Origin of the sequence: Kitasatospora sp. NPDC101157 (assembly GCF_044768255.1) — a bacterium.
Classification (GTDB): domain Bacteria; phylum Actinomycetota; class Actinomycetes; order Streptomycetales; family Streptomycetaceae; genus Kitasatospora.
Map to the genome: position 1 here is coordinate 29796 of NZ_JBIWPL010000003.1, position 25880 is coordinate 55675.

At 73.5% G+C, this 25880-nt stretch carries 25 protein-coding genes; 10 read left to right on the top strand and 15 right to left on the bottom strand.

From position 1 onward, the window contains the following. Positions 1-312: 312 nt before the first annotated feature. The 3 genes from ACIRVF_RS06705 to ACIRVF_RS06715 all read left to right on the top strand — a co-directional run bounded on the left by ACIRVF_RS06705 (position 313) and on the right by ACIRVF_RS06715 (position 3624). Positions 313-1260 (top strand): terpene cyclase, encoded by a 948-nt coding sequence (locus ACIRVF_RS06705; protein WP_402814699.1) that lies wholly within the window; start codon positions 313-315, stop codon positions 1258-1260. 273 nt (positions 1261-1533) lie between these two features. Further along, positions 1534-3033: an aldehyde dehydrogenase family protein gene (locus tag ACIRVF_RS06710; protein WP_402814701.1), complete on the top strand. Its 1500-nt coding sequence runs from the start codon at positions 1534-1536 to the stop codon at positions 3031-3033. A gap of 267 nt (positions 3034-3300) precedes the next feature. Continuing rightward, positions 3301-3624: a nuclear transport factor 2 family protein gene (locus ACIRVF_RS06715; RefSeq protein ID WP_402814704.1), complete on the top strand. Its 324-nt coding sequence runs from the start codon at positions 3301-3303 to the stop codon at positions 3622-3624. Positions 3625-3642: 18 nt separating this feature from the next. On the opposite strand, the gene ACIRVF_RS06720 is transcribed toward ACIRVF_RS06715, so the two are convergent. Further along, positions 3643-4863, bottom strand: a complete 1221-nt coding sequence (locus ACIRVF_RS06720) for a serine hydrolase (protein ID WP_402814706.1) — start codon at positions 4861-4863, stop codon at positions 3643-3645. 85 nt (positions 4864-4948) lie between these two features. Here ACIRVF_RS06720 and ACIRVF_RS06725 point away from each other — a divergent pair, with 85 nt between their 5' ends. From ACIRVF_RS06725 to ACIRVF_RS06735, 3 genes are all read left to right on the top strand, one after another. Then, on the top strand, positions 4949-5467 hold the full coding sequence (locus ACIRVF_RS06725) for an NUDIX hydrolase (protein WP_402814709.1): 519 nt from the start codon (positions 4949-4951) through the stop codon (positions 5465-5467). A 140-nt stretch (positions 5468-5607) separates the two neighbouring features. Then, positions 5608-6483 (top strand): TetR/AcrR family transcriptional regulator, encoded by an 876-nt coding sequence (locus ACIRVF_RS06730; protein ID WP_402814711.1) that lies wholly within the window; start codon positions 5608-5610, stop codon positions 6481-6483. A gap of 139 nt (positions 6484-6622) precedes the next feature. Continuing rightward, positions 6623-8476 (top strand): hypothetical protein, encoded by a 1854-nt coding sequence (locus ACIRVF_RS06735; protein WP_402814714.1) that lies wholly within the window; start codon positions 6623-6625, stop codon positions 8474-8476. 30 nt (positions 8477-8506) lie between these two features. Here ACIRVF_RS06735 and ACIRVF_RS06740 read toward each other — a convergent pair whose 3' ends face one another. The 12 genes from ACIRVF_RS06740 to ACIRVF_RS06795 all read right to left on the bottom strand — a co-directional run bounded on the left by ACIRVF_RS06740 (position 8507) and on the right by ACIRVF_RS06795 (position 20619). Then, positions 8507-9586, bottom strand: coding sequence for a TetR/AcrR family transcriptional regulator C-terminal domain-containing protein (locus ACIRVF_RS06740; protein WP_402814717.1), 1080 nt, complete (start codon positions 9584-9586; stop codon positions 8507-8509). Positions 9587-9723: 137 nt separating this feature from the next. After that, positions 9724-10431, bottom strand: coding sequence for a spermidine synthase (locus ACIRVF_RS06745; protein WP_402814719.1), 708 nt, complete (start codon positions 10429-10431; stop codon positions 9724-9726). 160 nt (positions 10432-10591) lie between these two features. Then, positions 10592-11650, bottom strand: coding sequence for a YeiH family protein (locus ACIRVF_RS06750; RefSeq protein ID WP_402815742.1), 1059 nt, complete (start codon positions 11648-11650; stop codon positions 10592-10594). A 14-nt stretch (positions 11651-11664) separates the two neighbouring features. Beyond that, positions 11665-12246: a cysteine dioxygenase gene (locus tag ACIRVF_RS06755; RefSeq protein ID WP_402814721.1), complete on the bottom strand. Its 582-nt coding sequence runs from the start codon at positions 12244-12246 to the stop codon at positions 11665-11667. A 106-nt stretch (positions 12247-12352) separates the two neighbouring features. After that, the gene (locus tag ACIRVF_RS06760; RefSeq protein ID WP_033348451.1) at positions 12353-13258 is read right to left on the bottom strand and encodes a LysR family transcriptional regulator; all 906 of its coding nucleotides are present in this window, start codon (positions 13256-13258) and stop codon (positions 12353-12355) included. Between the two features lie 140 nt (positions 13259-13398). Beyond that, positions 13399-14265: an amino acid ABC transporter permease gene (locus ACIRVF_RS06765; RefSeq protein WP_402814724.1), complete on the bottom strand. Its 867-nt coding sequence runs from the start codon at positions 14263-14265 to the stop codon at positions 13399-13401. Beyond that, positions 14262-14906, bottom strand: a complete 645-nt coding sequence (locus tag ACIRVF_RS06770) for an amino acid ABC transporter permease (RefSeq protein WP_402814726.1) — start codon at positions 14904-14906, stop codon at positions 14262-14264. The genes ACIRVF_RS06765 and ACIRVF_RS06770 overlap by 4 nt, the downstream gene beginning before the upstream one ends. A gap of 12 nt (positions 14907-14918) precedes the next feature. Further along, entirely contained in the window at positions 14919-15842 is a 924-nt protein-coding gene (locus ACIRVF_RS06775; protein ID WP_402814728.1) for a glutamate ABC transporter substrate-binding protein, read from the bottom strand. 10 nt (positions 15843-15852) lie between these two features. Next, positions 15853-16572: an amino acid ABC transporter ATP-binding protein gene (locus ACIRVF_RS06780; protein WP_402815743.1), complete on the bottom strand. Its 720-nt coding sequence runs from the start codon at positions 16570-16572 to the stop codon at positions 15853-15855. Positions 16573-16628: 56 nt separating this feature from the next. After that, complete coding sequence (locus ACIRVF_RS06785; RefSeq protein WP_402814730.1) at positions 16629-16874, bottom strand: LapA family protein; 246 nt, start codon at positions 16872-16874, stop codon at positions 16629-16631. 138 nt (positions 16875-17012) lie between these two features. Further along, on the bottom strand, positions 17013-18785 hold the full coding sequence (locus tag ACIRVF_RS06790; protein WP_402814733.1) for an ABC transporter ATP-binding protein: 1773 nt from the start codon (positions 18783-18785) through the stop codon (positions 17013-17015). 73 nt (positions 18786-18858) lie between these two features. Further along, positions 18859-20619, bottom strand: a complete 1761-nt coding sequence (locus ACIRVF_RS06795) for an ABC transporter transmembrane domain-containing protein (RefSeq protein WP_402814736.1) — start codon at positions 20617-20619, stop codon at positions 18859-18861. A 457-nt stretch (positions 20620-21076) separates the two neighbouring features. On the opposite strand from ACIRVF_RS06795, the gene ACIRVF_RS06800 reads away from it, so the two are divergent. Next, the gene (locus tag ACIRVF_RS06800; RefSeq protein ID WP_402814739.1) at positions 21077-21940 is read left to right on the top strand and encodes an aldo/keto reductase; all 864 of its coding nucleotides are present in this window, start codon (positions 21077-21079) and stop codon (positions 21938-21940) included. A gap of 220 nt (positions 21941-22160) precedes the next feature. On the opposite strand, the gene ACIRVF_RS06805 is transcribed toward ACIRVF_RS06800, so the two are convergent. Further along, positions 22161-23027 (bottom strand): MarR family winged helix-turn-helix transcriptional regulator, encoded by an 867-nt coding sequence (locus tag ACIRVF_RS06805; RefSeq protein ID WP_402814741.1) that lies wholly within the window; start codon positions 23025-23027, stop codon positions 22161-22163. A gap of 402 nt (positions 23028-23429) precedes the next feature. On the opposite strand from ACIRVF_RS06805, the gene fabG reads away from it, so the two are divergent. Both fabG and ACIRVF_RS06815 read left to right on the top strand, forming a co-directional pair. Next, positions 23430-24197, top strand: a complete 768-nt coding sequence (gene fabG, locus ACIRVF_RS06810; RefSeq protein WP_030281264.1) for a 3-oxoacyl-ACP reductase FabG — start codon at positions 23430-23432, stop codon at positions 24195-24197. 232 nt (positions 24198-24429) lie between these two features. Further along, positions 24430-25272, top strand: a complete 843-nt coding sequence (locus ACIRVF_RS06815; protein WP_402814743.1) for a phosphatase PAP2 family protein — start codon at positions 24430-24432, stop codon at positions 25270-25272. 18 nt (positions 25273-25290) lie between these two features. Here ACIRVF_RS06815 and ACIRVF_RS06820 read toward each other — a convergent pair whose 3' ends face one another. Continuing rightward, positions 25291-25509, bottom strand: coding sequence for an I78 family peptidase inhibitor (locus ACIRVF_RS06820; protein ID WP_402814747.1), 219 nt, complete (start codon positions 25507-25509; stop codon positions 25291-25293). Positions 25510-25586: 77 nt separating this feature from the next. Here ACIRVF_RS06820 and ACIRVF_RS06825 point away from each other — a divergent pair, with 77 nt between their 5' ends. After that, positions 25587-25859, top strand: coding sequence for a DUF6343 family protein (locus ACIRVF_RS06825; protein WP_402814749.1), 273 nt, complete (start codon positions 25587-25589; stop codon positions 25857-25859). The last annotated feature ends 21 nt before the right edge of the window (positions 25860-25880 follow it).

The following is a 25880-nucleotide window of genomic DNA, read 5'->3' on the forward strand; positions in this document are numbered from 1 at the left end:
CGCGGCACGGCTCCGCCGCCGCGCGGAGGGAGCCGGTCCATCACTGTTCGTGATGCCGAGGTTAGCGCCGCGTAGGGCTCGCCGTGGGGCATTCGTGCAGGCTGGGGCGGACGGTGAGGGTTCGGACGGCTTGCCAAGGGCAATTGCCCTATATCCCTAACGTCCGATCATTGCATCAGATACCCTACGGCCCGCGAGGCGCGGATGATCTTGCGCGATCCACCCTCACCCGCCGCGCCCCGTCACGTCAACTCCCCCACGAGAAGTGCTCGAACCATAAGCGCCCCCACCCTCCGCTGCACCGGGAGTCCGATGTCTGACGACACCTCACTTCGAATCCCGTTCCCGTACCGCCGCAGTCCGCACGGCCCGTACGCCACCGCGCTGCACCGGGACTGGCTGATCCGCCACCCGCTGCTGCCCGACGCCGACCACCCCGGCTACGCGCACTGGGAGGTGGTCGACCTCGCCGCGCTCGGCTACCCGGATGCCGGTCCGGACGAACTCGCCTTGGCGGCCGACCTGATGGGCTTCTACTTCCTGTTCGACGACCAGTTCGACGGACCGCTCGGACGCCGCCCCGCCGAGGTCGCCCCGATCTGCGAGCGCCTGATCGCCGTCCTGCACGGCGCCCGGCCCGACCGGCACTCCCCGGTCGAGACCGCCTTCGCCGACCTGTGGGCCCGCAGCGTGCGCGGCATGCCCGCCCGCTGGCAGGCCCGGGCCGCCTACAACTGGGAGTACTACTTCGCCAGTCACCCGGCGGAGGCGGCCGGCCGGATCTCCGCCCGGCCGCCGGACCGCGACGGCTACCTTGAGCTCAGACGGGGCACCGCGGCGATGGAGACCATCTTCGACATGGTCGAACGGATCGGCCAGTTCGAGGTCCCGGCCTCCGTGCTGCACCATCCGGTGCTGCGTCAGATCCGGCAGCTGGCCGCCGACATACCGTCCCTCAGCAACGACGTGCGCTCCTTCCCCCTCGAAGCCCCGCGCGGCGACGTCAACAACCTGGTGATGATCGTCCAGCGCGAGCGCGAGTGCTCCGCCGAGGAGGCCTGCTCCGCGGTGATGGCGGAGGCGCAGCTGATGGTCGAGCGCTGCGCCGAGCTGCACGAGCGACTGCCGGACGTCTTCCGGGAGTTGGGCCTCTCACGGATCGAACGCACGATCGCCCAGCGCTACGCCGACGGGCTGATCACCTGGCTGGCCGGCTACCTGAGCTGGGAGGCCCGCACCGGCCGGTACCACGCGGTCTGAGCGGCCCCCGCCCCTCGGACGCCGGGGAACCGCCGGGCGCGGCCGCCCGCGACCGGCCGGAACGAGGACCCTCCGTACGGGTCCGGCGTACGGACCGTAGCCGCGGCGCACGCCCGGCGGCTATCGTGCTCGTCGGCGGGCGCCCCGGCGGGGCGCCGCCAGACTGCGTGTCCGCACCCTCCCGCCGGACCGCCCCCTGACCGGGCGGCCCGGCGCGCCGCCCCCGGTCCGACCGGCGCCGGGGACGCCCGACGTCGCGAGGAGACACAGAGCATGACGGTCTACCAGCCCCCCGGCGCGCCCGGCAGCATCGTCGCCTACCGTTCCCGGTACGACCACTGGATCGGCGGCGGATGGAAGCCCCCGGTGCGCGGCGAGTACTTCGGCGACCCGACGCCGGTCACCGGCGAGGTGTTCACCGAGGTCGCCCGCGGCACCGCGGAGGACATCGAGGCCGCCCCGGCCTGGGGCCGCACCTCCGCCGCCGAGCGGGCGCAGGTCCTGCTGCGGATCGCCGACCGGATGGAGGCCAACCTGGAGCAGCTGGCCGTCGCCGAGAGCTGGGAGAACGGCAAGCCGGTGCGCGAGACGCTGGCCGCCGACCTCCCGCTCGCCGTCGACCACCTGCGCTACTTCGCCGGCGCGCTGCGGGCCCAGGAGGGCAGCCTCTCCCAGCTGGACGAGGACACCGTGGCCTACCACTTCCACGAGCCGCTGGGCGTGGTCGGCCAGATCATCCCGTGGAACTTCCCGATCCTGATGGCGATCTGGAAGCTCGCCCCGGCACTCGCGGCCGGAAACGCGGTGGTGCTCAAGCCCGCCGAGCAGACCCCGGCCTCGGTGCTGCTGCTGGCCGAGCTGACCGCCGACCTGGTGCCGCCGGGCGTGCTCAACATCGTCACCGGCTTCGGCGAGGAGGCCGGCGCCCCGCTGGCCGCCAGCAAGCGGGTCCGCAAGCTCGCCTTCACCGGCGAGACCGGCACCGGCCGGCTGATCGCCCGCGCCGCCGCCGACAACCTGATCCCGGCGACCCTCGAACTCGGCGGCAAGAGCCCCAACCTGTTCTTCGCGGACGTCGCCGCCGCCGACGACGCCTTCTACGACAAGGCCGTCGAGGGCTTCGCGATGTTCGCCCTCAACCAGGGCGAGGTCTGCACCTGCCCCAGCCGTGCGCTGATCGAGTCCCCGGTCTACGAGCGGCTGCTCGGCGACGGCCTGGCCCGGGTGCGCGCGATGCGCCAGGGCGACCCGCTGGACACCGAGACCCAGGTCGGCGCCCAGGCCAGCGTCGAACAGCTGAAGAAGATCCTCTCCTACTTCGAGATCGGCCAGGCCGAGGGCGCCAAGGTCCTGGTCGGCGGCGAGCGCGCCGACCTCGGCGGCTCGCTGGCCGGCGGGTACTACGTGACGCCGACGGTCTTCGAGGGCGTCAACAGCATGCGGGTCTTCCAGGAGGAGATCTTCGGACCGGTCGTCTCGGTCACCCGCTTCGACGGCTTCGACGAGGCCGTCGCGCTCGCCAACGACACCCAGTACGGGCTCGGCGCGGGCGTGTGGACCCGCAACATCAACACCGCCCACCGGGCCGGGCGCGCCATCCAGGCCGGCCGGGTCTGGACCAACTGCTACCACGCCTACCCGGCGCACGCGGCCTTCGGCGGCTACAAGAACTCCGGCATCGGACGGGAGAACCACAAGGCGCTGCTGGAGCACTACCAGCAGACCAAGAACCTGCTGGTCAGCTACTCCCCCGACGCGGTCGGCTTCTTCTAGCCCCGGCCGGCCCCCGACCGGCCCCGACCGGCCCCCGGCCGGCCCCCGACAGAAGTGGAGCGGGAGACCTCCTCCGGCCTCCCGCTCCACCGCCACTCCCCGCGGCGGCATTCGGGGCAAATCCCCGATTCCGGGAATTCCACCTGGTTCGGGATCCAAGCACATCAATCGGCTGATTTTCCCGACGCGCCGCCGACATGCCCGGACGGCCCCCGCGAACGCCGTAGACAGGACTCCCCGTTCCCGATCCCGCCCTGGGAGTCCGGCATGACCATCGCCCCCGCCAAGCTCACCGACCCCACCGTGCGGGCCTTCGTCACCGCGGTCAACGCGGGCGACCGCGAGGCCTTCTTCCGCGTACTCACCCCGGACGCGACCATGTCCGACGACGGCTCCGACCGCGACCTCGACGAGTGGGTGGACCGGGAGATCTTCGGGCCGAAAGGCCGGATGGACGTCCAGAGCGAGTCCTCCGGCGGACACGCGCTGGTCGCCAACTTCACCAACGAGACCTGGGGCGAGATGCGCACCGCGTGGCGGTTCACCGTCGACGGCGGGAGGATCAGCCGCTTCGAGACCGGACAGGCCTGAACCCGCGGCCGACCGGCGTCAGGACAGCCCCAGGCACTCCCGGACCGCGCGGATCAGGTTGCGCGAGCGGACGTCCCCGGTGACACCCGGCTGCATGCCGTTGGTGACGTACCCGAAGCCGAGCCCGAGCTCCGGGTCGGCGAAGCCCAGCGAGCCGCCCCGGCCCGGGTGGCCGAAGCTCGCCGGGGAGGCCATCGGCGCGGTCGGGCCGTGCCGCCAGAAGCCCAGGCCGAAGGTGGAGTTGACGATCAGCACCCGGTCCGGGCCGTGCACCGCCGGCCCGACCGCGCGGGCCAGCACCTCCGGGCCGAACAGCGGCGGCAGCAGCGCGCCGGACCCGTCCGGGCGGTCGGCCGCGCCGATCAGCGCCGCGTAGAACCGGGCCACCGAACGGGCGGTACCGATGCCTCCGGCTCCCGGGATCTCGGCGGCCTGCACCGCCGGATCGTTCATGTTCACCCCGGGCAGCACCGAGGCGAAGGCCCGGGCGGTCAGCGAGGCCGGGTCCTGGTAGGCGTCCCGGACGGACTGCTTGGGGCGCAGCCGCAATCCGCTCGGCCCGGTCCGGGCCGCCTCCGGGGCGGGCAGGTCGACCAGCTTGCCGACCCGGGGCGCGGCGCCGGCCGGCAGCCCGATCCACAGGTCCAGCCCGAGCGGCCGGGCGATCTCCTCGGCGAAGTACTGGCCGACCGTACGGCCGCTCGCCCGGCGCACCACCTCGCCGACCAGCCAGCCGAAGGTGTACGGGTGGTAGCCGTGCGCCGTCCCCGGTTCCCAGGCGGGCGCCTGCGCTGCCACCGCGGCCGCCGCCCGCTCCCAGGTCAGCACGTCCTCCAGGCGCAGCGGCACGTCCAGCGCCGGCACCCCGGCCTGGTGCGAGAGCAGCCAGCGCACCGGCACCGCGCCCTTGCCGGACGCCGCGAACTCCGGCCAGTACGAGGCCGCGGGAGCGTCCAGGTCGAGCTGGCCGCGCTCGGCCAGCAGCAGCGCGGTGGCCGCGGTCAGGCCCTTGGTGACCGAGCGCAGCACCTGGGCGGTGTCCGCCGTCCAGGGCACCGCCGGCGCCGGCCGCCCGCCGACCTCGGGCCGGGCGTCCCCGCCCCACAGGTCGACCACCTTGCGCCCGCGCAGGTACAGCGCGAACGCCGCGCCCAGTTCGCCGTACACGGCGAAGTTCCGCGCGAAGGCCTCCCGTACGGGCTCGAACCCCTCGGCCGTCTCGCCCCAGATGTCCACCACCGCGTGCCGTCCTCAGGTCGTTCGTCGCCGCCCAGTTGATCGATCCCGCGTTCGAAGCGGGCTCCGAAACACTAACCTGTCGCTCATGAGCAACCCCGCCGAAGAGCTGCTGGACATCGTCGACGACAGCGACCGGGTGATCGGTACCGCGCTGCGCGGGGAGGTGTACCGGCAGGGGCTGACCCACCGCTGCGTCTTCGTCATGGTCCGCGACCCGGCCGGCCGGATCTTCGTCCACCGCCGCACCGACACCAAGCTGTTCGCCCCCGGCGCGTACGACATGTGGGTCGGCGGCGTGGTCGGCTCCGGCGAGACCTACGCCGAGGCCGCCGTCCGCGAGGCCGAGGAGGAGCTCGGGGTGCACGGCATCGCCCCGCGGCCGGTCTTCAAGTTCCTCTTCCGGGAGCCCGACGGCGGCAGGCTCTCCTGGTGGTGCGACATGTACGAGGCGGAGTGGGACGGCCCGGTCTCCCCGCAGGAGTCCGAGGTCGCCTGGCACGCCTGGCTCACCCCGGCCGAACTGTCCGAGCGCCTCGCCCGCGACACCTTCGTGCCCGACGGCCTGGAGGCCTACCGCCGCTACCTTGAGCTCCGGGCCGGCTAGCGCGGACCGGGGGGGCCCGCCCGTCCGGCCGCGCCGCCCTTCCGACCGGGCCCGCTCGACCGGGCCCCGGGCCGGCGGCCGGGAGATGACCGGGCCAGGTCGCATGGGCCCGCGGGCGGCCGCCGGATAGGCTGACGCGCATGGCCTCCCGTACGCCGTCGCCGACGGCCGACCGCGCAGCACGGACCGCCCCCGCCCCCGACCGGGGCGCCGCGGGTGAGCGGCCGCGCCGGCGGCTGAGCGTGGACGAGCGGCGGGAGCAGCTGATCGCCGTGGCGCTGGAGCTGTTCAGCCGGCGCCCGCCGGAGGAGGTGTCGATCGACGACATCGCCGCCGCCGCGGGCGCCTCCCGGCCGCTGGTCTACCACTACTTCCCGGGCAAGCAGGCGCTGTACGAGGCGTCGCTGCGGCGCGCCGGGCGGGAGCTCTCCGCCCGGTTCGAGGAGCCGATGGAGGGGCCGCTGTCGGACCGGCTGTACCGGGTGATGGGCCGCTACCTGGACTTCGTGCAGAGCCACGGGCCGGGCTTCGCCGCGCTGCTGCGGGGCGGCTCGGTCGCGGCCAGCGCGGGCACCTCCGCGGTGATCGACGAGGTGCGCCGGGCCGCGCACGACCAGATCCTCGCCCACCTGGCGATCCCCGCGCCGAGCCCCGGCCTGCGGCTGACCGTCCGGGCCTGGATCGCCAACGCCGAGATCACCTCGCTGGAGTGGCTGGCCGAGCGGTCCGTCCCGCTGGAGGAGCTGCAACTGCACCTGGTGCAGGAGTTCGTCGCCTCGCTCACCCTGACCGCCGCCCGGGAGCCCGCGCTCGCCGCCGAGCTGGCCTCCTTCTTCGCCGACGAGCGGCCGGACGGGCCGAGCGGGCGGCTGGTCCAGGACCTCGCCGGGCTGTTCGCCGTGCCCGGCATCCTCGACGCGGTCACCGCCCTGGCCGGCGGAGCGCGGCCCGCCGGGTCGGTGGACGAGGCGTCCGCGCAGGCCCCGGAGGGTTCCGGCGCGGCCCCCACGGAGTGATCACCGGGTGATCCTGCGGTTCGGCGACGACGGTGGGCTCTGATAGGAATGGGCGGGGACCTGACGGCCCGCCGTCCGGGCGGGGACGGTCCCACCCGAACCACCGACCGCAGACGGAGCAGAGCGGGGGGCTCACCAGTTGACCCAGGACGTCCAGTTCAGCGCGGAGGCCAACCCCTTCGCGGCGGCCGAGCAGGTCTGCGCGACTCTCGGCATCCTCACCGACGCCCTCTTCGACGAGCACACCTCGCGTCATCCGGCGGCCGCCCTGAGCGCCCTGAAACCGGCTGACCACCCCGCCGCCGAGGCGCTGTTCGGCCTGCCGCTGGCCCCCAACGGGCCGGTGCACGAGGCCCTCGACCGGCTCGGCACGGTGATCACCGCCGGCACGGCCCGACCGGGCACCGGCGCGCGGGTCGCCGACCGGGTCACGGCCGCTCTGCACCAGCGCTACGGCGGCGGAGCCGTGCGCGGCGCCATCGCCGACCGGGGCACCACCTCGGCCGCGCTGTTCCAGCTGCCGGTCACCGGCGAGTTCGCGGACGCCAAGCTGCGCCCGCCGTTCACCCCGGCGCTGGCCGCGCTGGCGGCCGGACAGAAGACCCGGCAGCCGGTCGAACTCGCCACCGGCGCGGGCACCGAGGTCCGGCTGGTCGTCCCGCCGGGCTTCCACCCGCTGACCTCCCCCGGCGGGCCCGCCGGGGCCACCGCCCGTACGGTGCCCCCGGTGCCGGACGGCGGCGACGGTACCGCGGGCGCCGACCGGGCCACCGTGGCGGCGGCCGCCGAGCTGACCGGCCACCTGGCCGAGGTCGCCGAGGAACTCTTCAGCGCCACCGGCCCGGAGCCGCGCCGCGACTTCGCGGTGATCGCGGCGACCCTGACCGACCTGGTGCAGGACGCCGGTGTCCGCTACGCGGGGGTGTGCGCCCTGGAGGTCGACGGGCGCGCCTCCGAGGCCGCGCTGGTCATCTCGCTCGCCCGCCACCCGCTGCCGATCACCGCGTTCGCCACCGAGCTGGCCACCGTACGGCGGCACGCCGAGGTCTGGACGGTGCTGCTGCCCGCAGGTCCGGCCGCCGTCCTGGTGGAGGGGCGGACCGTCCCGGTGCCCGGACCGCTGGCCGCCGACGGGCAGCGCCGCTGGGTCGTCACCTCGGTCGCCCAGGCCTTCGTGCCGCTGCCGGACGGCGGAACGGTGCTGTGCGCCCAGCTGTCCACGGCCCGGCCGGAGGACTGGGAGCTCTACACGGAAGCGTTCGCGGAGCTGCTGAGGAGCATCCAGTTCGGCTGGGACGGCGTGCCGCTGACGGCGGCGGCCGCGCCCTCGTCGACGGCCGCACCGGTGCCGGTTCCCACCGCCCCTCCCGCCACCGCCCCTCCCGCCACCGCGCCGGCCGCGGCTCCGGCCGCTGCGCCCGTGGCGGAGGAGCCGGAGGAGAAGCCGGTGCACCTGCGCGGGACGCCGGTGCGCATCCCGCCCGCGGACTTCAACCCCTTCGCACCCGTCGCGCAGGAGGAGGCGGCGGCGGACGCCGCTGCCGCGGCCGTCGGTGCCCAGCCGGCCGCCCGCAAGGGCACGCCGGTCATGATCCCGCCGCCGGACTTCGACCCCTTCGGCATCTCGGGTACGACCCCGGCCCCGGACGAACCGCAGGCGGAGGCCGCGGCCGGTCCGGCGGCGCCCGACCCGTTCGGGACGACGGTCGCGGCCGAGCAGAAGCCCGACCCCTTCGGCACCACCGTCGCCCCCCAGGGCCCGGCCGTCCCGCCGCCGCCCGCCGCCCCGCCGCTGATCCCGGCCCGGGCCCCGGCGGCCGCTCCCACGGGGAACGCCGAGGAGCCGGCCAAGCGCAAGGGCACGCCGGTCATGATCCCGCCGCCGGACTTCGACCCCTTCGGCATCTCGGGTACGACCCCGGCCCCGGACGAACCGCAGGCGGAGGGCGCGGCCGACGCCGAGGCGGAGCCGGAGCACCGGCCGTTCGGCTGAGGTCGGCGGAGGGGCCGGCCGGCCCCTCCGTCAGCCGTTACCCGTCAGCCGTGACCCGTCGGCCTTCCCCCGCGCCTCGATCAGCGCCCCCACCCCGTCCAGCATCCGCGCCAGCCCGAACTCGAACAGCGCGTCCAGACCGAGGTCGATCTCCGGCCGCCGGTTCAGCGCGTCGAACATCGGGAAACGCTCCGGGTCCGCCATCAGCCGGTCGCGGTCCTCGTCGTCCAGCCGTGCCATCCACTCGTCCGCGGACATCCCGCTGTCCTGCTCGGCCTGCGCCTCCCGCTCGAAGTGGACGGCCAGCCCGCAGGTGAAGGCCGCCAGGCTGACCGCGGCCTGGGCCATCTCCTCCCAGCTCAGCCCCAGCCCCGCCAGCGCGGAGATCGCCCGCTCGGTGTGCAGCGCCGCATCGGGCGCCGGCACCGGCCGGGTGAAGGACATCGTGGACGCCAGCCAGGGGTGGCTCCGGTAGATCCGCCACTGCAGCCGCGAGACCTCCTCCAGCCCCGTCCGCCAGCCGGGCGCCGGCGCCCCCGGGAGCGGCTGCTCCCCGAAGACCTTGTCCATCATCAGCCGCAACAGCTCGTCCTTGCCCGGCACATGGTGGTAGAGCGACATGGTGGCGACGCCCAGTTCGGTCGCGACGCGGCGCATCGACAGCGCCGCCAGTCCCTCGGTGTCGGCGACCCGCACCGCGGCCTCGACGATCCGCTCCCGGCCGAGCTCCCGTTCCCCGCCCCTCGGCAGCCGCGCGCTCGCCGCACCCGCCGCACCCGGCAACCGCTCCGCCTCCCGGGACGCACCACGGCCCGCGTCACGCCCCGCGTCCCGGCCGGTCCCCGGACGGGCGGCGTCCGCCGCGGCCCCCGCCGGAGCCCGCCGGGCCGCCACCACCGTCCCGACCCCCGGGACGGCCCGCACCAGCCCCTCCTCCCGCAGCCGGTTCAGCACCTTGGTCGCGGTGGCCATCGCCACGCCCCACTCCTGCATGATCCGCCGGGTGGAGGGCACCCGGGCGCCAGGGCTCAACTCCCCTGCCGTGATCCGGCGTCGGAGCTCGGCCGCGATCCGTTCCGAAGGCGTCCCGCCGTCCACCACAACCACCACCGCCCACTCGACCGCACTAGTGCACCGCAGGCACCCACGCTAGCAGTAGGCCGCGCGGCCAGGGCGAGGCCCAACCGGCACGGACGTCCGGTCAGTTGACGGCCGTCGTCGCCAACACGACGGAACGGCTGCCCGGTTCAGCCGGAGCGCCGCGCCAGGTGCACCACGTCCGGCACACCCCGGCTCACCGGGACCTCCCGGCTGACCACGTCCGTGAAACCCGCGGCCCGCAACGCCTCCTCGAAGTCCGGCGACGGCTGCGCGCTCCACACCGCCAGCACCCCGCCCGGCCGCAGCCGGTGCCACAGCACCGCGAGGCCGTCCGGCCCGTACAGCCCGGAGTTGGAGTCGGTGACGGTCCAGTCCGGTCCGTTGTCGATGTCCAGGCACAGCGCGTCGTAGCGTTCGCCGTCGGAGGCCGCCAGGTACTCCAGCAGGTCGGTGTGGATCACCGCGACCCGCTCGTCGTCCAGCGCACCGTCGGAGAAGCCGCCCAGCGGGCCGCTGCGGTGCCAGTCGATGATCGCGCTCTCCCGCTCGACGACGGCGATCCGCCCCCAGCGCGGTTCGGCCACCGCGTACGCGAGCGAGAAGCCGACCCCGAGGCCGCCGATCAGCACCGACGGCGCGGCCACGCCGCCGGTCCGGTCCAGTTCGTCCAGCGCCGCCTGGATCAGCAGCCGTTCGGAGCGCCCGTCGGCGGTGTCCATCAGGAAGCACCCGTTGGCGATGATCTCGTAGTGCCGTCCGCGCTGCCGCAACACCACCTCGCCGAACGGGCCCTCCCGTCGGTCGAGCGTGACGACGACCTCGTGGCCGTCCCGTTCGGGCAGTGCGGTGGTCATGCGTCCTCCTCGACGGACTCGGCAGCGGGACCGTCCCGGTGGGGGCGGTCACCCGCCCGACAATAACCGAGTCCGCACACGTCCGGCCCGTGAAAACGGAAGGGCCCAGCGGACCGGGCCGGGCCCCCGGCGAACCCGGCCCGGACGCAAGCCGCCCCCGTCAGGTCGTGATCAGCACGCCCGCGTAGGACACTCCGGCGACGACCACCCACGAGCCGAGCCCGAGCAGTGCGATCCGCCCGCCGGTCCGCACCATGGTCGGCAGGTGCACCGCGCTCCCCAGCCCGAACAGCGCGGCGGCGAGCAGCAGTTCCTGGGCGTCCCCGGCCAGCGTCAGCGCCCGCTCGGGCAGCGCCCCGGTGGTGCGCAGCACGATCATCGCCAGGAACCCGGCCACGAACAGCGGCACGATCGGCGGCCGGCTGCCGCTCCTGGCCACACCGTCCGCCCCGACGGCCGACGCCCCGCGCGCGTTGCGCCGCGCCACCACGGCGACGCCCGCGACCAGCGGCGCCAGCAGCACCACCCGCATCAGCTTGACCAGCACCGCCTCGCGCAGGGCGCCGGGTCCGCCGGTCTGCGCGGTGGCGACCACCTGCCCGACGTCGTGCACGCTCGCGCCGACCCAGCGCCCGAACTCGATCTCGCCGAGCCCCAGCGGGTGCTGCAGCAGCGGCAGTACGGCGATCGCCAGCGTCCCGCACAGGGTGACCAGCGCGACCGAGGAGGCGACGTCCTCCTCCTCGCTGCCGGCCGCCTGGCTGACCGCGCCAATCGCCGAGGCGCCGCAGATCGAGTAGCCGGTGGCGACCAGCAGCGGCTGGTCCCCGGGCAGTCCGAGCCGCCGGCCCAGCCAGAGCGTGCCGGCGAAGGTGGCGGCGACCACGGTGAGCACCATGGCGACGGTGGCCCAGCCGAGGCCGAGCACGTCGTCCAGGCTGAGCTTGAGCCCGAGGAGGACGATCCCCGCCCGCATCAGCCGCTTCCCGGCCGTCGACAGCCCGGGCCGGGCGACCCCGCGGACCACCGGGCGAAGCCCGGGCAGGTGGGCGGCCGCCATGCCGAGCACCACGGCGGCGGTGAGCTCGGGCACGGCCGGGACGGCCGCGTGGACGGCGATCGCGGCGGCCACCCCGACCGCCGCGAGCAGCAGGCCGGGGGCGTCCCCGCCGAGCGGGGGCAGTGAGCGGGTGCGGGCGGCCCGCTCCCGGAGGGTCAGTGCCACGCCGCCGCTCACCGCTCCTGGTCGGCGGGGAGCCGGTAGACCCGCCGGATGCTGGTGCCGAGCCGCGAGATGTCCGCGCCGTACACGTGGATGGAGATGGCGGTGGTGCCGCAGGCGTTGCGCACCAGGTGGATGTCGCCGGGCGGGGCGAAGGCGGCGACCGTTCCGGCCGGGCCGGCCACGTGCTCGGTCTCGACCAGTCGGGAGCTGCGCCCGTCGGAGACCAGCCGGTAGCGGGTCTCGCTCTCCTGGCCCTGGTGGACCCCGGCCACGCACCAGGAGACGTGGTCGTGGATCGGGGTGTGCTGGCCGGGCAGCCAGACCAGGGCGACGACGGAGAAGCTGCCGTCCGCCTCGGCGTGCAGGACGTGCTGGCGGTAGCGCTGCGGGTCGCCCTCGCGCTGGGCGGGGGTGAGCAGGGCGTCGGGCCCCTCGGGGGCGGTGAGCAGGTGCGGGGCGAGGCGTTCGCCGACCAGGTACGCGGTGAGTTCGGGAGGCAGTCCGCGGTCCACTACGGCGCGGATCTCGCTGACCAGTGCGGTCATCCGCTCGGTGAGCCGGTCGCTGCCGACCGTGGCTGAGGGTGTCATACCAGCAGGTTCGGACCGACCGACCTATCAGGTCCAACGAGGGTTGCTAAGCGACACCCCCACTCGCACTTATGGATCGGCGGTCCCCGGGCAGCTCGGACGGGCCTCAGCAGCCGACCCGGCTCGCCGCCGCCTGCCGCAGGTGGTCCAGCACCAGCGCGGTGGCCGGGATCCGCCGGTGCTCGCGCAGCACGTACGCGCTCACCTGCCGGCGCAGGTGCGGCTCGACGGCCCGCCCGGTCACCTTGCGGTGGCACATGAAGGAGAGCACCAGCGCGGGCATCAGCGCGATCCCGACCCCGGCGGCGACCAGGCTCTGCACCGCGAGGTTGTCGTCGGTGGAGAACACGATGTCCGGCGCGAAGCCCTCCTCCGCGCAGACGTGCAGCAGGTTGGCCCGGCAGCGCGGACAGCCGGCGATCCAGCGCTCGCCGTCGAGGTCGGCCAGCCGGACGGCGTGCCGGCGGCCGAGCGGGTGCCCGACCGGCAGCAGCACGGTGAGCAGGTCCTCCATCAGCGGGATCTCGTCCAGTCCGTCCGGCACCTCGGTGGCCTGGCCCGGATAGCGGAAGGCCAGCGCGATGTCGCACTCGCCGCGCAGCAGCCGCTGGACGGAGTCCGGCGGCTCGGCCTCCAGCAGCTCGACCCGGACGCCGGGGTGCTCGGCGAGCAGCCGGGCCATCGCCTCCGGTATCAGGGTGGCGTTGGCGCTGGGGAAGGCGCAGACCCGTACCCTCCCGGCGCGCAGCCGGGCGAGCGCGGCGAGCTGCTGTTGGGCGGCGGAGAGGCTGCCGAGGATGAGTTCGGCGTGCCGGGAGAGCGCCTCGCCCGCCTCGGTGAGCCGCAGGCCGCGCCCGGCGCGGGTGAACAGCGGGACACCGACGGTGCGTTCGAGGGCCTTCATCTGCTGGGTGATGGCGGGCTGGGTGTAGCCGAGCTCCCGGGCCGCGGCCGAGTAGGAACCGGCCCGGACGACCTCGTGGAACGTCCTGATGTGCCGCGAGTCGAACACCGGCTCCATGGCCCCTCCGCCCGGTCGTCTGCCGCCTGCCTCCGCAATCATAAGAGGAATTTGGAGGTTCCGGTCCCGACCCCACCGGTGCCTATGGTTCAGACTCGAACCAGCCTTTCCCCGCCAGGGGCGAGCCGGCACTACTGCGCCGACGGCGGCAGCCCCATCGTGACCTCGGCCTTGGCCACCGGCGCCCCGCCCCGCACGCTCGGGCTGCGGCGGCTGCGCTGCTCGACCCAGCGGGCCAGCCAGGACAACAGCAGACACATGCCGATGTAGATCGGCGCGATCACCATGACCACCGGGATGAACGGCAGGTCGTAGTCCAGGTTGGTGGCGATCAGCTTGCCCGCGTGCAGGAACTCCTCGAAGGTGATCAGGAAGCCCAGCGAGGTGTCCTTGAGCGCGACCACCAGCTGGCTGATGATGGCCGGCAGCATCGCCCGGTTGGCCTGCGGCACCAGCACGTACGCCATCACCTGGGTCTTGCGCATGCCCAGCGCGTACGCCGCCTCCCGCTGGCCCTTGGGCACCGCGAGCACACCGGCCCGGAACACCTCGGCCAGCACCGAGCCGTTGTAGAGCACCAACCCGGCGACCAGCGCCCACAGTGGCTGCACCCTGAGGGCGACGAACACGAAGAAGATCATCACCAGCACCGGCATGGCCCGGAAGAACTCCACCACCAGCGTGGCGAACCAGCGCACCACCCGGTGGTCGGACAGCCGCCCGGCCGCGAACAGCGCGCCGAACGGCAGCGCGAACAGCACCGTCCAGCCGAAGGCCCGCAGGGTGTTGCCCAGGCCGCGCAGCAACAGGTCCTGCACGCCCTGGTACGTGAAGGGCTCCCACTTGGCGGAGGTGAACTGCTGGGTGTGGAACAGCATGTAGACGACCCAGCCGATCAGCGCCGCGATCAGCAGCAGCGCGATCCCGCCGTAGAGCCGGTGCCGGGCCAGCGCCTTGGGGCCGGGGATGTCGTACAGCGCCGAGGATTCACCGGTCATCGGGACACCGCCACTCGTCGTTCCAGCAGGTTGAAGACGGCGCTGATGGCCAGGGTGATGATCAGGTAGCCGACGGCGATCCAGAAGAAGGTCCAGATGATGCTGTAGCCCAGTTCGTTGATGGTCCGGTAGGTGCCCAGCAGCTCGGTGACGCTGAACGAGCCGGCGATCGCCGTGTTCTTCGCCAGCGCGATCATCACACTGCCGATCGGCGCCACCACCGAGCGGTACGCCTGCGGCAGCACCACCAGGCTCATCGTCTGCCCGAAGCTCATGCCCAGGCTGCGGGCCGCCTCGCCCTGCCCGGACGGCACGGTGTTGATGCCCGAGCGCATCGACTCGCAGACGAAGGCCGAGGTGTAGCAGCCGAGGGCGAGAACGGCGAAGGTGTAGAAGGGCAGGGTGATGTTGAACCGGGGCAGGCCCAGTACCACGATGAAGAACAGCAGGGTCAGCGGCGTGTTGCGCAGCACCGTCACCCACACCGTGCCGAACACCCGCAGCGGCCGGACCGGCGAGACCCGGAAGCCCGCGATCAGCACGCCCAGCACCAGCGACAGCACGGCGCTCGCCGCGAACAGCGAGAGCGTGCCGAGGAAGCCCTGCCAGTAGGTCGACCAGTTGTCGGTCAGCGTTTTCACGGCGCGGCCCTCTCAGTACCGGTCGATCGTCGGCGGGGTCGGAGCGGGTGCCCCGGACAGGCCGAGGGTCGCCTCGAAGGCCTTCTTCCAGTCACCGTTCTGCTCGTGGTGCTCCAGCGCGTCGTTCAGCGCCCCGCGCAGCACGGTGTCGTTCTTCGGCGTGCCGATCCCGTACGGCTCGGTCGAGAACAGCGGTCCCACCACCTTGAGTTCGTCCGGCACCTTGGCCGCGTAGCCCAGCAGGATCGCGTTGTCGGTGGTGACGGCGTCGACCTGACCGGTGATCAGGTTGTCCACGCAGGCCGAGTAGGTGTCGTAGCCGATCAGGTGCGCCTTGGGGTACTGCGACTGGATCCGCTGGTACGGGGTCGAGCCCGACGCCGAACAGACCTTCTTGCCGTCCAGGTCCTGCGGCCCGTGGATGCTGCTGTCGTTCTTGCGCACCAGCAACGACTGCCCGGCGACGAAGTACGGCCCGGCGAAGCCGACCAGCTTCTTTCGGTTCTCGTTGATGGTGTAGGTGCCGACGTAGTAGTCCACCTGGCCGTTCTGCAGCGCGGTCTCGCGGTTGGCCGAGGCGATGGTCTTGAACTGGATCCGCTCCGGCGGGAAGCCGAGGGAGGCGCCGACCATCTTGGCGATCTCGATGTCGAAGCCGGAGTACACGCCGGTGGCCGGGTTCTTCTGGCCGAGGTACGGCTGGTCCTCCTTGGCGCCGACCACCAGGTGGCCCCGGCTGCGGGCGGCGTCCAGGGTCGGCGAGCCGGTGATCGAGGAGGCGTCCTGCACCTGGTAGCTCGGCAGCGCGCTGGGCTGGGGGCCCTTGGGCGGCGGGGTGCCGGGCTTGCCGCAGCCGGTGGCCAGCAGGGTGAGCAGCAGGGCGGCGGCGGTCAGGCGGCCGCGCGCCCGCGCGGCGGGCGTCGTCGTACGGTTCACGGCGCCGCCCTCAGTGCTTCAGGATCTTGGACAGGAAGTCCCGGGCGCGCTCGCTCTCGGGAGCGCTGAAGAAGTCCTCCGGGGCGCGGTCCTCGACGATCCGTCCGTCGGCCATGAACACCACCCGGTTCGCGGAGGCCCGGGCGAAGCCCATCTCGTGGGTGACCACGACCATCGTCATGCCCTCGCTGGCGAGCTGGCGCATGACGTCCAGCACCTCGTTGATCATCTCGGGGTCCAGCGCCGAGGTCGGCTCGTCGAACAGCAGCGCCTTCGGGTCCATCGCCAGCGCGCGGGCGATCGCGACCCGCTGCTGCTGGCCGCCGGAGAGCTGGGCCGGGTACTTGTCGGCGTGTGCCGAGAGTCCGACCCGGTCCAGCAGCGAGCGGGACTTGGCGTCCGCCTCCGTCCTGTCGCGGCCGCGGACCTTGATCTGGGCCAGCGAGACGTTCTGCAGCACGGTCTTGTGCGCGAACAGGTTGAAGGACTGGAACACCATGCCGACCTCGGCGCGCAGCTTGGCCAGCCCCTTGCCCTCCGCGGGCAGCGGCCGGCCGTCGATCAGGATGGTGCCGCGCTCGATCGGCTCCAGCCGGTTGATCGCCCGGCAGAGCGTGGACTTGCCGGAGCCGGACGGGCCGATCACCACCACGACCTCGCCCCGGCCGACCGTCAGCTCGATGTCCCTCAGCACGTGCAGATCGCCGAAGTGCTTGTTGACCCCGCGCATCTCGATCAGCGGCGCGAAGGCCGGGGAACCCGCCGGGGCCGGTTCGGGAACGCTGCTCACCGGTCGCGCCGTCCCTTTAGCAGCCAGCCCAGCGCGCCGCCGGCGACCAGGGTCGCCAGCAGCGCGATCCACAGCGGCGCGGTCACGGTGAACACCCAGAACTGGATCTTGACCTTGTCGAGGTTGGCGAAGAGGAACCACACCGCGAGGACGACGATGACGCCGATCCCGATGTACCGCGTGGGAATCCCGCCGATTTCGCTGCGCCGGGGGCGGGACGAGCCGTCTGAAATCTTGGTCACCGGAGCAGTCTGCTGGTCGGGCTGACGATTTGCCCGGTTACGCGCCCTTGCGGGCCAGGAGTAACCCGCACGGGGCAATCCGGCCCCGCGCGGGTTTCGAACCCCGTTACACTGCCGCGCCCGCGCGGGCCGACGCGCTCACCCTTCGTCCCGCCAGGAGCGCCAGAGCGCCGCGTACGGGCCGCCGGCCGCGACCAGTTCCGGGTGGCTGCCGTACTCGCTGATCCGGCCGCCCTCGACCACCGCGATGACGTCCGCGTCGTGCGCGGTGTGCAGCCGGTGGGCGATGGCGATGACCGTCCGGCCCGCCAGCACCCGGGACAGCGAGCGTTCCAGGTGCCGGGCGGCCCGCGGATCCAGCAGCGAGGTGGCCTCGTCCAGCACCAGGGTGTGGGGGTCGGCCAGCACCAGCCGGGCCAGGGCGAGCTGCTGGGCCTGCGGCGGGGTCAGCGAGGTGCCTCCGGAGCCCACCTCGGTGTCCAGCCCCTCCGGGAGGGCGTCCACCCAGGCCCCGGCGTCCACCGCGTCCAGCGCGGCCCGCAGTTCGGTGTCGTCCGCCCCGGGCGCGGCCAGCCGCAGGTTGTCCCGCAGGGTGCCGACGAACACGTGGTGCTCCTGGTTGACCAGGGCTACCTCCGACCGCACCCGCTCGGCCGGCATCCGGGACAGCACCGCTCCGCCGAGGGTGACGCTGCCGCGGCCGGGCGCGTAGATCCCGGCCAGCAGCCGCCCGAGGGTGGACTTGCCCGCCCCGGACGGGCCGACCAGCGCGACCCGGCTGCCCGGGGCGACGTCCAGGCTGATCCCGTGCAGCACGTCCGCGCCGTCGCGGTAGCCGAAGCGGACGTCCCGGGCCTCGACCCGGCGGCCCTCCGGACGCGCCGACTCGTCCCCCTCGTGCTCGGGCACCTCGTGCACGCCGACCAGCCGGGCCAGCGAGGCCTGTCCGATCTGCAGCTCGTCGTACCAGCGCAGGATCAGGTCCACCGGGCCGATCAGCATCTGGGCGTACAGCACGCCGGTGGTCAACTGGCCCACGGTTAGCCAGCCCTTGAGGGTCAACAGCCCGCCGACCACCATGGTGGCCAGCACCGCCGAGCTGTAGACCGCTTCGATCGTCGGGAACCAGACCGAACGCAGCCACAGGGTGTAGCGCTCCCAGGCCAGCCACTCGCGCAGCTTGCGGTCCGTCAGCCGGATCCGCTGCTCGCCCAGGCGCAGCGCCTCGACCGTGCGCCCGGCGTCCACCGTCTCGGCCAGCACGTTGCTCACCGCCGCGTACCCGGCCGCCTCGTTGCGGTAGGACTGCGGGGCGCGCCGGAAGTACCAGCGGGAGCTGGCCAGCAGCAGCGGCAGACCGACCAGCGAGGTCAGTGCGAGCAGCGGTGAGGTGACCAGCAGCGCGCCGATCACCAGCAGCAACGACACCACCGCGACGGCGAGTTCCGGGACCGCCTCGCGCACCGACTTGTCCAGCCGGTCGATGTCGGTGGTGCCCCGGGAGACCAGGTCCCCGGTGCCGGCGCGCTCCAGCACTCCGGTCGGCAGCGCGACCGAGCGGACCAGGAAGTCCTCGCGCAGGTCGGCCAGCACCCGTTCGCCGAGCACCGACCCGCGCATCCGCGACCAGCCGGTGAACGCGGACTGCACCGCCAGCGCCAGCAGGTACCAGCCCACCGCCACCGCGATGGTGGCCTCGGCGGTGCCGGTGGCCAACGACTCGACCAGGTTGCCCAGCACCCAGGGCCCGACCAGCCCGGCCAGGGTGGCCACCGAGTGCAGCGACACCACGGCGGCGAACCCGCGCCGGTGCCGCCGGGCCAGCAGCCCCAGGTAGCGGCGGACGGCGGCCGGGGAGCCGACCGGCAGGGTGGTGGCCGGCCCCCGTTCCTCGTGGACGGGGGGCTTCATGACGTACTCCTCGCTCGTTGGGCCGAACAGCAGGTCGGACGGTGGACGGCGGGGACGCCGTTGACGGCGGTGCTCATACCGGCGCGGCCTCCTCGTCCCGGGTGACCACGGACCGGTAGGCCGGTTCGGTGCGCATCAGTTCGCGGTGCCGGCCGGTCGCGACCGCCCGGCCGTCGCGGACCAGCACCACCCGGTCCGCCTGGTCGAGCAGCAGCGGGCTGGTCGCGAACACCACGGTGGTGCGCCCGGCCCGGGTGTCCCGCAGCCCGCCGGCGATCCGGGACTCGGTGTGGGCGTCCACCGCGCTGGTCGGCTCGTCCAGCACCAGCACCGGCGGGTCCACCAGCAGCGCGCGGGCCAGTGCCAGCCGCTGGCGCTGCCCGCCGGAGAGGGAGCGCCCGCGCTCGGTGATCCGGGCGAGCATAGGGTCCCCCGCGCACTCCGGCGAACCGTCCACGAGCGCCTCCAGCACGTCCTCGCAGCGGGCCGCGGCGAGCGCCTCGGCCACCGGGATCCGGCCGGAGGACGGGATGTCCAACAGCTCGGCCAGCGTGCCGGAGAGCAACACCGGCTCCTTGTCGTGGACCAGCACCGCGGCCCGGGCCTCGGCCAGCGGCACGGAGTCCAGCTCGGTGCCGCCGAGCCGGACGGAGGGCGGTTGCGGCTCGCCCTCGGCCAGCGGGACGTGCCCGCCGAGCCGCCCGGCGAGCGCCCCTGCGAAGTCCGGGTCCCCGCAGACCACCGCGGTCAACTCGCCCGCCCGGGCGGTCAGTCCGGTGGCCGGGTCGTGCAGGTCGGACCGGCCCGGCCGGGTCAGCACGCCCTCGGCCCCGCCGCCGGTCCGGCTGAGCGAGAGCACCCGCACGGCACGCCCGGCGGAGACCCGGGCGACGCTCCAGGCGTGCGCCGCCTCGCCCAGGATCCGCAGCGGCGCCGCGAGGAAGGCGGTCGCGCCGTAGACCGCGATCAGGGTGCCCACGCCGAGCTCGCCGGATGCCGCCAGGCGGGCGCCGTACCACGTCACCCCGACCACGAACAGGCCCGGCAGCAACACCTGTTGGGCCTGCATCAGCGACCACGTCCGGGCCGAGCGCACCGCCGCCGCGCGGACCTTCTGGGAGGCCGCCCGGTAGCGCTCCAGGAACAGCTCCTCACCGCCGATGCCGCGCAGGACCCGCAGCCCGGCCACCGTGTCGGCGGCCAGCTCGGTGGCCTTGCCGCCCAGCTCGCGCTGCTTCTCGTAGCGCCGCTCGAACGGCCCGATCAGCGGCCAGACCGAGGCGGCCAGCACCGGGACGCCGAGCAGCACCCCGGCCCCGAGCACCGGTTGGACCACCAGCACCACCGAGCTGACGGTCAGCCAGACGATCACCGCGGCCCGGACCCGGGCGACCAGTTCGACGTACCAGCCGATCCGCTCGACGTCCCCGCTGCCGACCGCGACCACCTCGCCGGTGGCGATCCGCCGGGACAGCCCGGCCCCGAGGTGCGAGGCCTGACCTGCCACCAACTGCCTTACGTGGCAGGCGGCTTGGATCCAGTTCCAGACCGCCTGCCGGTGCAGCAGCACGGCGCCGAGCGCGGCGACCGCGGACAGCAGCAGCGCGAGGGCGCCGGCCCGCCAGATCCCGCCGGCGTCGGCATCGACGGCGGCCTGGACGCCGCACCCGAGCGCCACCGGGAACGCGGCCTGAGCGCCCATCTCGACCAGCGCCCAGCAGGTGGCGCGGATCTGCCCGCGCCGCTGGGCGCGTTGCAACCAGCGGAGGAAGGCGAGGGGTGAGGAGAGGTCGGGACTGCCGGGATCGGCGAGCGGAAGTGGGGTGAGCGGCATGACACTCCGATGCGAAGGTGCGGGAGGTACGGAGGTACGGGGGTACCGAGGGAGCGGAGGTACCGCGGGAGCGGAGGCGCGCGGTACCGGGATGCGGGAGACACGGGCGCGGGCCGTACGGCGCGGCCGCCCCGCTCACGCACGAGGACGGGCGATGGACGCGCGGCGCGACTGCGCGGCGACGTCGACGCGTCCGGCGGAGGCGCCGGACGGACACGGGGTGGGCACGAAGGACCCGGTCTCAGGAGGTCATGTCCGCGAGCCTGCCAACCCCGGTGTGATCCGCGCAACAGGTTTTCCGCGGCCCGGGCGCGCCGGCCCGGCCGGCGCGCCCCGGCGTACGCCACGCCGTCGTAAAGCCTCGCCCAGGTTTCGCCCGAACGGCGGGAACAATCGTGCCGGGGCACCAGTTGCCCCTTTTCGGAACCAACGGACGACCAGGAAGGCACCCCTTCCCGTGAGCAACATCCCCAGCGTCACCCTGAACGACGGCACGCAGATCCCGCAGCTCGGATTCGGCGTGTGGCAGGTGCCGGACGCCGAGGCCGCCCCCGCGGTCCGCACCGCGATCGAGGCGGGCTACCGCTCCATCGACACCGCCGCGATCTACGAGAACGAGACCGGCACCGGCGCGGCCATCACCGAGGCACTGGCGGGCGGCCTCGCCCGCGAGGACCTCTACGTCACCACCAAGCTGTGGAACTCGGGCACCCGCGACTGGTCGGGCGAGCAGGGCCGCGACGCGGTGCTGCGCGAGTTCGACGCCTCCCTGGAGAAGCTCGGCCTCGACTACATCGACCTGTACCTGATCCACTGGCCGCGCCCGATGCACGGCACCTTCCTGAACATCTGGAAGGCCATGGAGCAGCTGAAGGAGGGCGGCCGGGTCAAGTCGATCGGCGTCTCCAACTTCGGCCCCGAGCAGCTGACCCGCCTGCTGGGCGAGGCCTCGGTCGCCCCGGCGCTGAACCAGGTCGAGCTGCACCCGTACTTCCCGCAGGACGAGCTGCGCGCCTTCCACGCCCGGCACGGCATCGCCACCGAGGCGTGGAGTCCGCTGGGCCAGGGCGGGGAGCTGCTGGCCGAGCCGGCACTGGCGAAGATCGCCGAGAAGCACGGCCGCACGGTCGCCCAGGTGGTGCTCCGCTGGCACCTGCAGAGCGGCGTGATCGCCATCCCGAAGTCGGTCACCCCGTCCCGCATCCGGGAGAACCTCGACGTCACCGGCTTCGAGCTGGACGGCGAGGACCTCGCGGCGATCGCCGGTGTCGCCACCGGCAAGCGGATCGGCCCGGACCCGCAGGGCTTCGACTGGAACTGACGGCGGCGGGGGCGCCGGCCGAACCGGCCCGGCGCCCCCGACAACGACGGTCGGAACGAATCTGACAGTCGGTCATGGCGAAGTACCGCTCCGTCCGGTCAGGGACGAGCGGTACTTCGGTGTGCCCGGATCCACCTGCGCCCACGGTCGGCCGACGTCGACGACCGAGGACTTCAGAACCCTTGGTGAATCGTTTTGGCTATTGTTACCAAAGCTTGGGCTAGAGCCTGGCCGCCTTGGCGATGAGCGAGAGCGCAGCCTCGTGCTCCTCCTCCGCCAGCGGCGCGAGCAGCAGCCGCTGGACCTCGGCCACCCCGGCGGCCGAGCGGTGCAACAGGTCCTGACCCGCCGGTGAGAGCGAGAGCAGGTTGCGCCGCCCGTCCGAGGGGTCGCGCCGGCGCTGCACCAGACCGCGGCGCACCAGTCGGCTGACCATCTCGGCCATCGTGGCCTTGTCCAGCGAGGCCAGCTCGCCGACCGTGCGCTGGTCCGCGCCCGGTTCCAGCTCCAGCGCGTCCAGCACGGCGAACTGCGGAGCCGTCAGCTCCGCCCCGACGTGTTCCGACCAGAGCTTGGTGTGCACCTGCTGACCGACCCTGATCAGGTAGCCGATCGCCCGCTGGGCGTCCAGTATCGGCCGCGCGTCGGAGAAGACGGCCACCGCCGCGGGCTCCAGCCTGGCTATCTTGGCCATCACCCGGACGATCTCGACCTGCTCCTCGGGCGTGAGGGGCTCGAACAGCACCCGCTGGACGCGGACCACACCACCGGTGGCCTCGCGCACCGCCTGGGCGCCGCTCTGCGAGAGGGCGAGCAGCTTGCGTCGGCCGTCGGCCGGGTCACGCCTGCGCAGCACGAGGCCGCGGCGGACCAGCCGCGCGACCATCTCCGCCATCGTGGCCTTGTCGAGCGAGGCGCGCTCGCCGACCGTCCGCTGGTCCGCGCCCGGTTCGAGGGCGAGTACCAGCAGGACGGCGAACTGCGGAGCCGTGAGATCGGCTCCGACGTGCTCGGACCACAGACGGGTGTGGACCTGCTGCGCAACGCGAATGAGGTGTCCGGGCGACTGCTGCAGTCGCGCGGACACGCGGGTTGTCGGGATCTCCCCCAGCACCATGTATCCGTCCCGATGTCACACCCGGTGTGTGTGGGACACCCGGGTGGGGCAGTAACGGCGAGTGGGCGTCCAGCTATGAGGGAGGGCGCTCCAGCCGTGCAGCCGGTGGCTGCTGGCGGACACTATACAAACGGCGGGCCCTTGCTGGCAGGCAGGGGCGGATAGTAGACGCAGGTTCGGCAACATTGGCATATTTACGCGCTGCCACGCCCTTGCAGTAACCCGTTCTCAGCAGAAAGCCGACCGGTCGGTCCTTACCGACCGTCACCTGCACCTCTCCACCCTGGCCGCCACCCCTACCCGCCGGTAGGGTGTGGGCACCCTCTCCGGGGGCACTCCCCGGAGGCACCCCCGAGAGAGACGAGAGCGAGCATGACCGAGCAGAGCACCGCCCCCCGGGTCGCGGTCGTCACCGGCGCCGCCCGCGGGCTGGGCGCCGCCACCGCCGTGCGGCTGGCCGCCGACGGCTACGCGGTCGCGGTCCTGGACCTGGACGAGGCCGCCGGCAAGGACACCGTCGACCGGATCACCGCGGCCGGCGGACGGGCCCTGGCCGTCGGCGCCGACGTCTCGGACGCCGAGCAGGTCCAGGCCGCCGTCGACCGGGTGGTCGCCGAGCTCGGCGCCCCCGTCGTCCTGGTCAACAACGCGGGCGTGCTCCGCGACAACCTCCTCTTCAAGATGTCCGAGTCCGACTGGGACACGGTCATGAACGTTCACCTGCGCGGCGCCTTCCTGATGACCCGCGCGGTGCAGAAGCACATGGTGGACGCCGGTTTCGGCCGCATCGTCAACCTGTCCTCCTCGTCCGCCCAGGGCAACCGCGGCCAGGCCAACTACTCGGCCGCCAAGGCCGGTCTGCAGGGCTTCACCAAGACTTTGGCCATCGAGCTGGGCAAGTTCGGCATCACGGCCAACGCCGTCGCCCCCGGCTTCATCGCCACGGACATGACGGCGGCCACCGCCGCCCGGGTCGGCATGGACTTCGAGGACTTCAAGCGCGCTGCGGCCTCCCAGATCCCGGTCCAGCGGGTCGGCGAGCCGGAGGACGTCGCCAACACCATCTCCTTCCTCGCCGGCGAGGGCGCCGGCTTCGTCTCCGGCCAGGTGATCTACGTCGCGGGCGGCCCCCTCGACTGAGCACGGAACCTACACAGGGTTACCACGGAGTGGGAAGCCGGGCGGACCGGCCTCCCGCTCCGTTTTCTTTACCGGGGCTTTTGCAGAATCATTCGAAGACCACACGGGCATTCGATCCTGGAATACTGGAAATCACTCCCCGGGTCACCCGGGGACGACCCAATTGTCGATTTCCCGGGAAAATGACAATTTGCTCCGGGATACTCCCGGTCGGATGGGTATGGTCACCCTCGTGCAATCCAGAAGTACCGCCGCTCGCATTCCGCGGCAGGAGCCGGAACACCGCACCGACGGCCGCAGGGAACTCCCGGCCGCCGACCGTGCCCCGGCCCGCGTGCCCGGCCCGACCCGCCCCGGCCTGACCGGCCCCGGTCCGACCCGCCCCGGCCCGACCGGCCGCGACCGCGGCGAGCCCGGCTGGCCCCCGATGAGCCGCCGCCGGGCCGTCCTGTTCGGCGGGACCTTCGCGGTCTACCTGCTGGTGCTGGCCGGGGTGCTGCTCAACACCGACCTGGTCGACCTCGACTGGTCGGTCCGCCTGCTGCGCCCGTACGAGCGGTGGCCCAGCCTGGAACCGGTGCTCAACGCCTGGGTGGTGGTCGGCCAGCGCGGGCCCAGCGCCATCGCCGCCTTCGCCTGGCTGCTCTGGCGCGCCCGTCGACTCGGCCGGCTGCGCCCGCTGCTGGTCATGGGCGTCGCCCTGCTGCTCCTCAACGTCACGGTCGGCGCGGTCAAGATCATCACTGGTCGGCTCGGCCCGCACTACGCCCAGTACGTCGGCTCGCCCGAGCTGTTCTCCGGCGGCACCATCTTCCCTTCCGGCCACACCGCCAACGCCGTGGTCACCTGGGGCGTGCTCGCCTATCTCGCCGTCCGCTGGCGGCGCACCGGCGCGGTGATCGCCGCCGCCACCGCCTGCTCGATCGGCCTGACCACCGTCTACCTGGGCACCCACTGGGTCTCCGACGTACTGGCCGGCTGGGCCGCCGGGCTGCTGGTGCTGCTCTCCCTGCCGCTGCTGGAACCCCTGCTCTCCGTCGCCGAGCAGCGCCTCCACCGGCGGTTCGCCCGCTGAGCCGCACCCCCGGGAGGGCTACCCCTCCCAGCTGCGCTCGACCACACCGTCCCGCACCGCGAGGTTGAGCCGCCCCTGCCGGTACTCCATGGTGATCAGCTGCCCCGGCTCCAGCACCCGGACAGAGGCCCAGCCGTGCCGCCGGGCGAGCTCCCGGGCCCGCTCGATCCGCAGCCCCGCGTACCCCTCGGCGTCCTCCCCGCCCGTGCCCGCCCCCGCGGCGTCCGACCCCGTCATCGCGCCTCCCCGGCTCTCCCCCTCGGACGTACGCTGGAATCGTAGCCCCCACCCGCGCGGCCCGGAGGTGAACGGAGATGCGCACCACCACCCCGCGACGGTGGCGCAGCGGCACCGAGCCGGCCACCGCCCGCAGCGACCTCAGGCTCCGCTACCTGCTCTCGCTGGTCTTCACCCCGCTGTTCGCACTGGGGACGGTGGGTTTCGCGCTCTGGGCGGCCTCCACGCCGGTGGACGGCGCGCCCAGCCGGGGCACCCTGACCGGTTTCGCGATCGCCCTCGGGCTGATCACCCTGTTCGCCGTCGTCGATCTCGTGGTGGTGATCCGGCGCCGCCGGACCGAGCTCTGACGCGGTGTCTCCCCGGGAGTG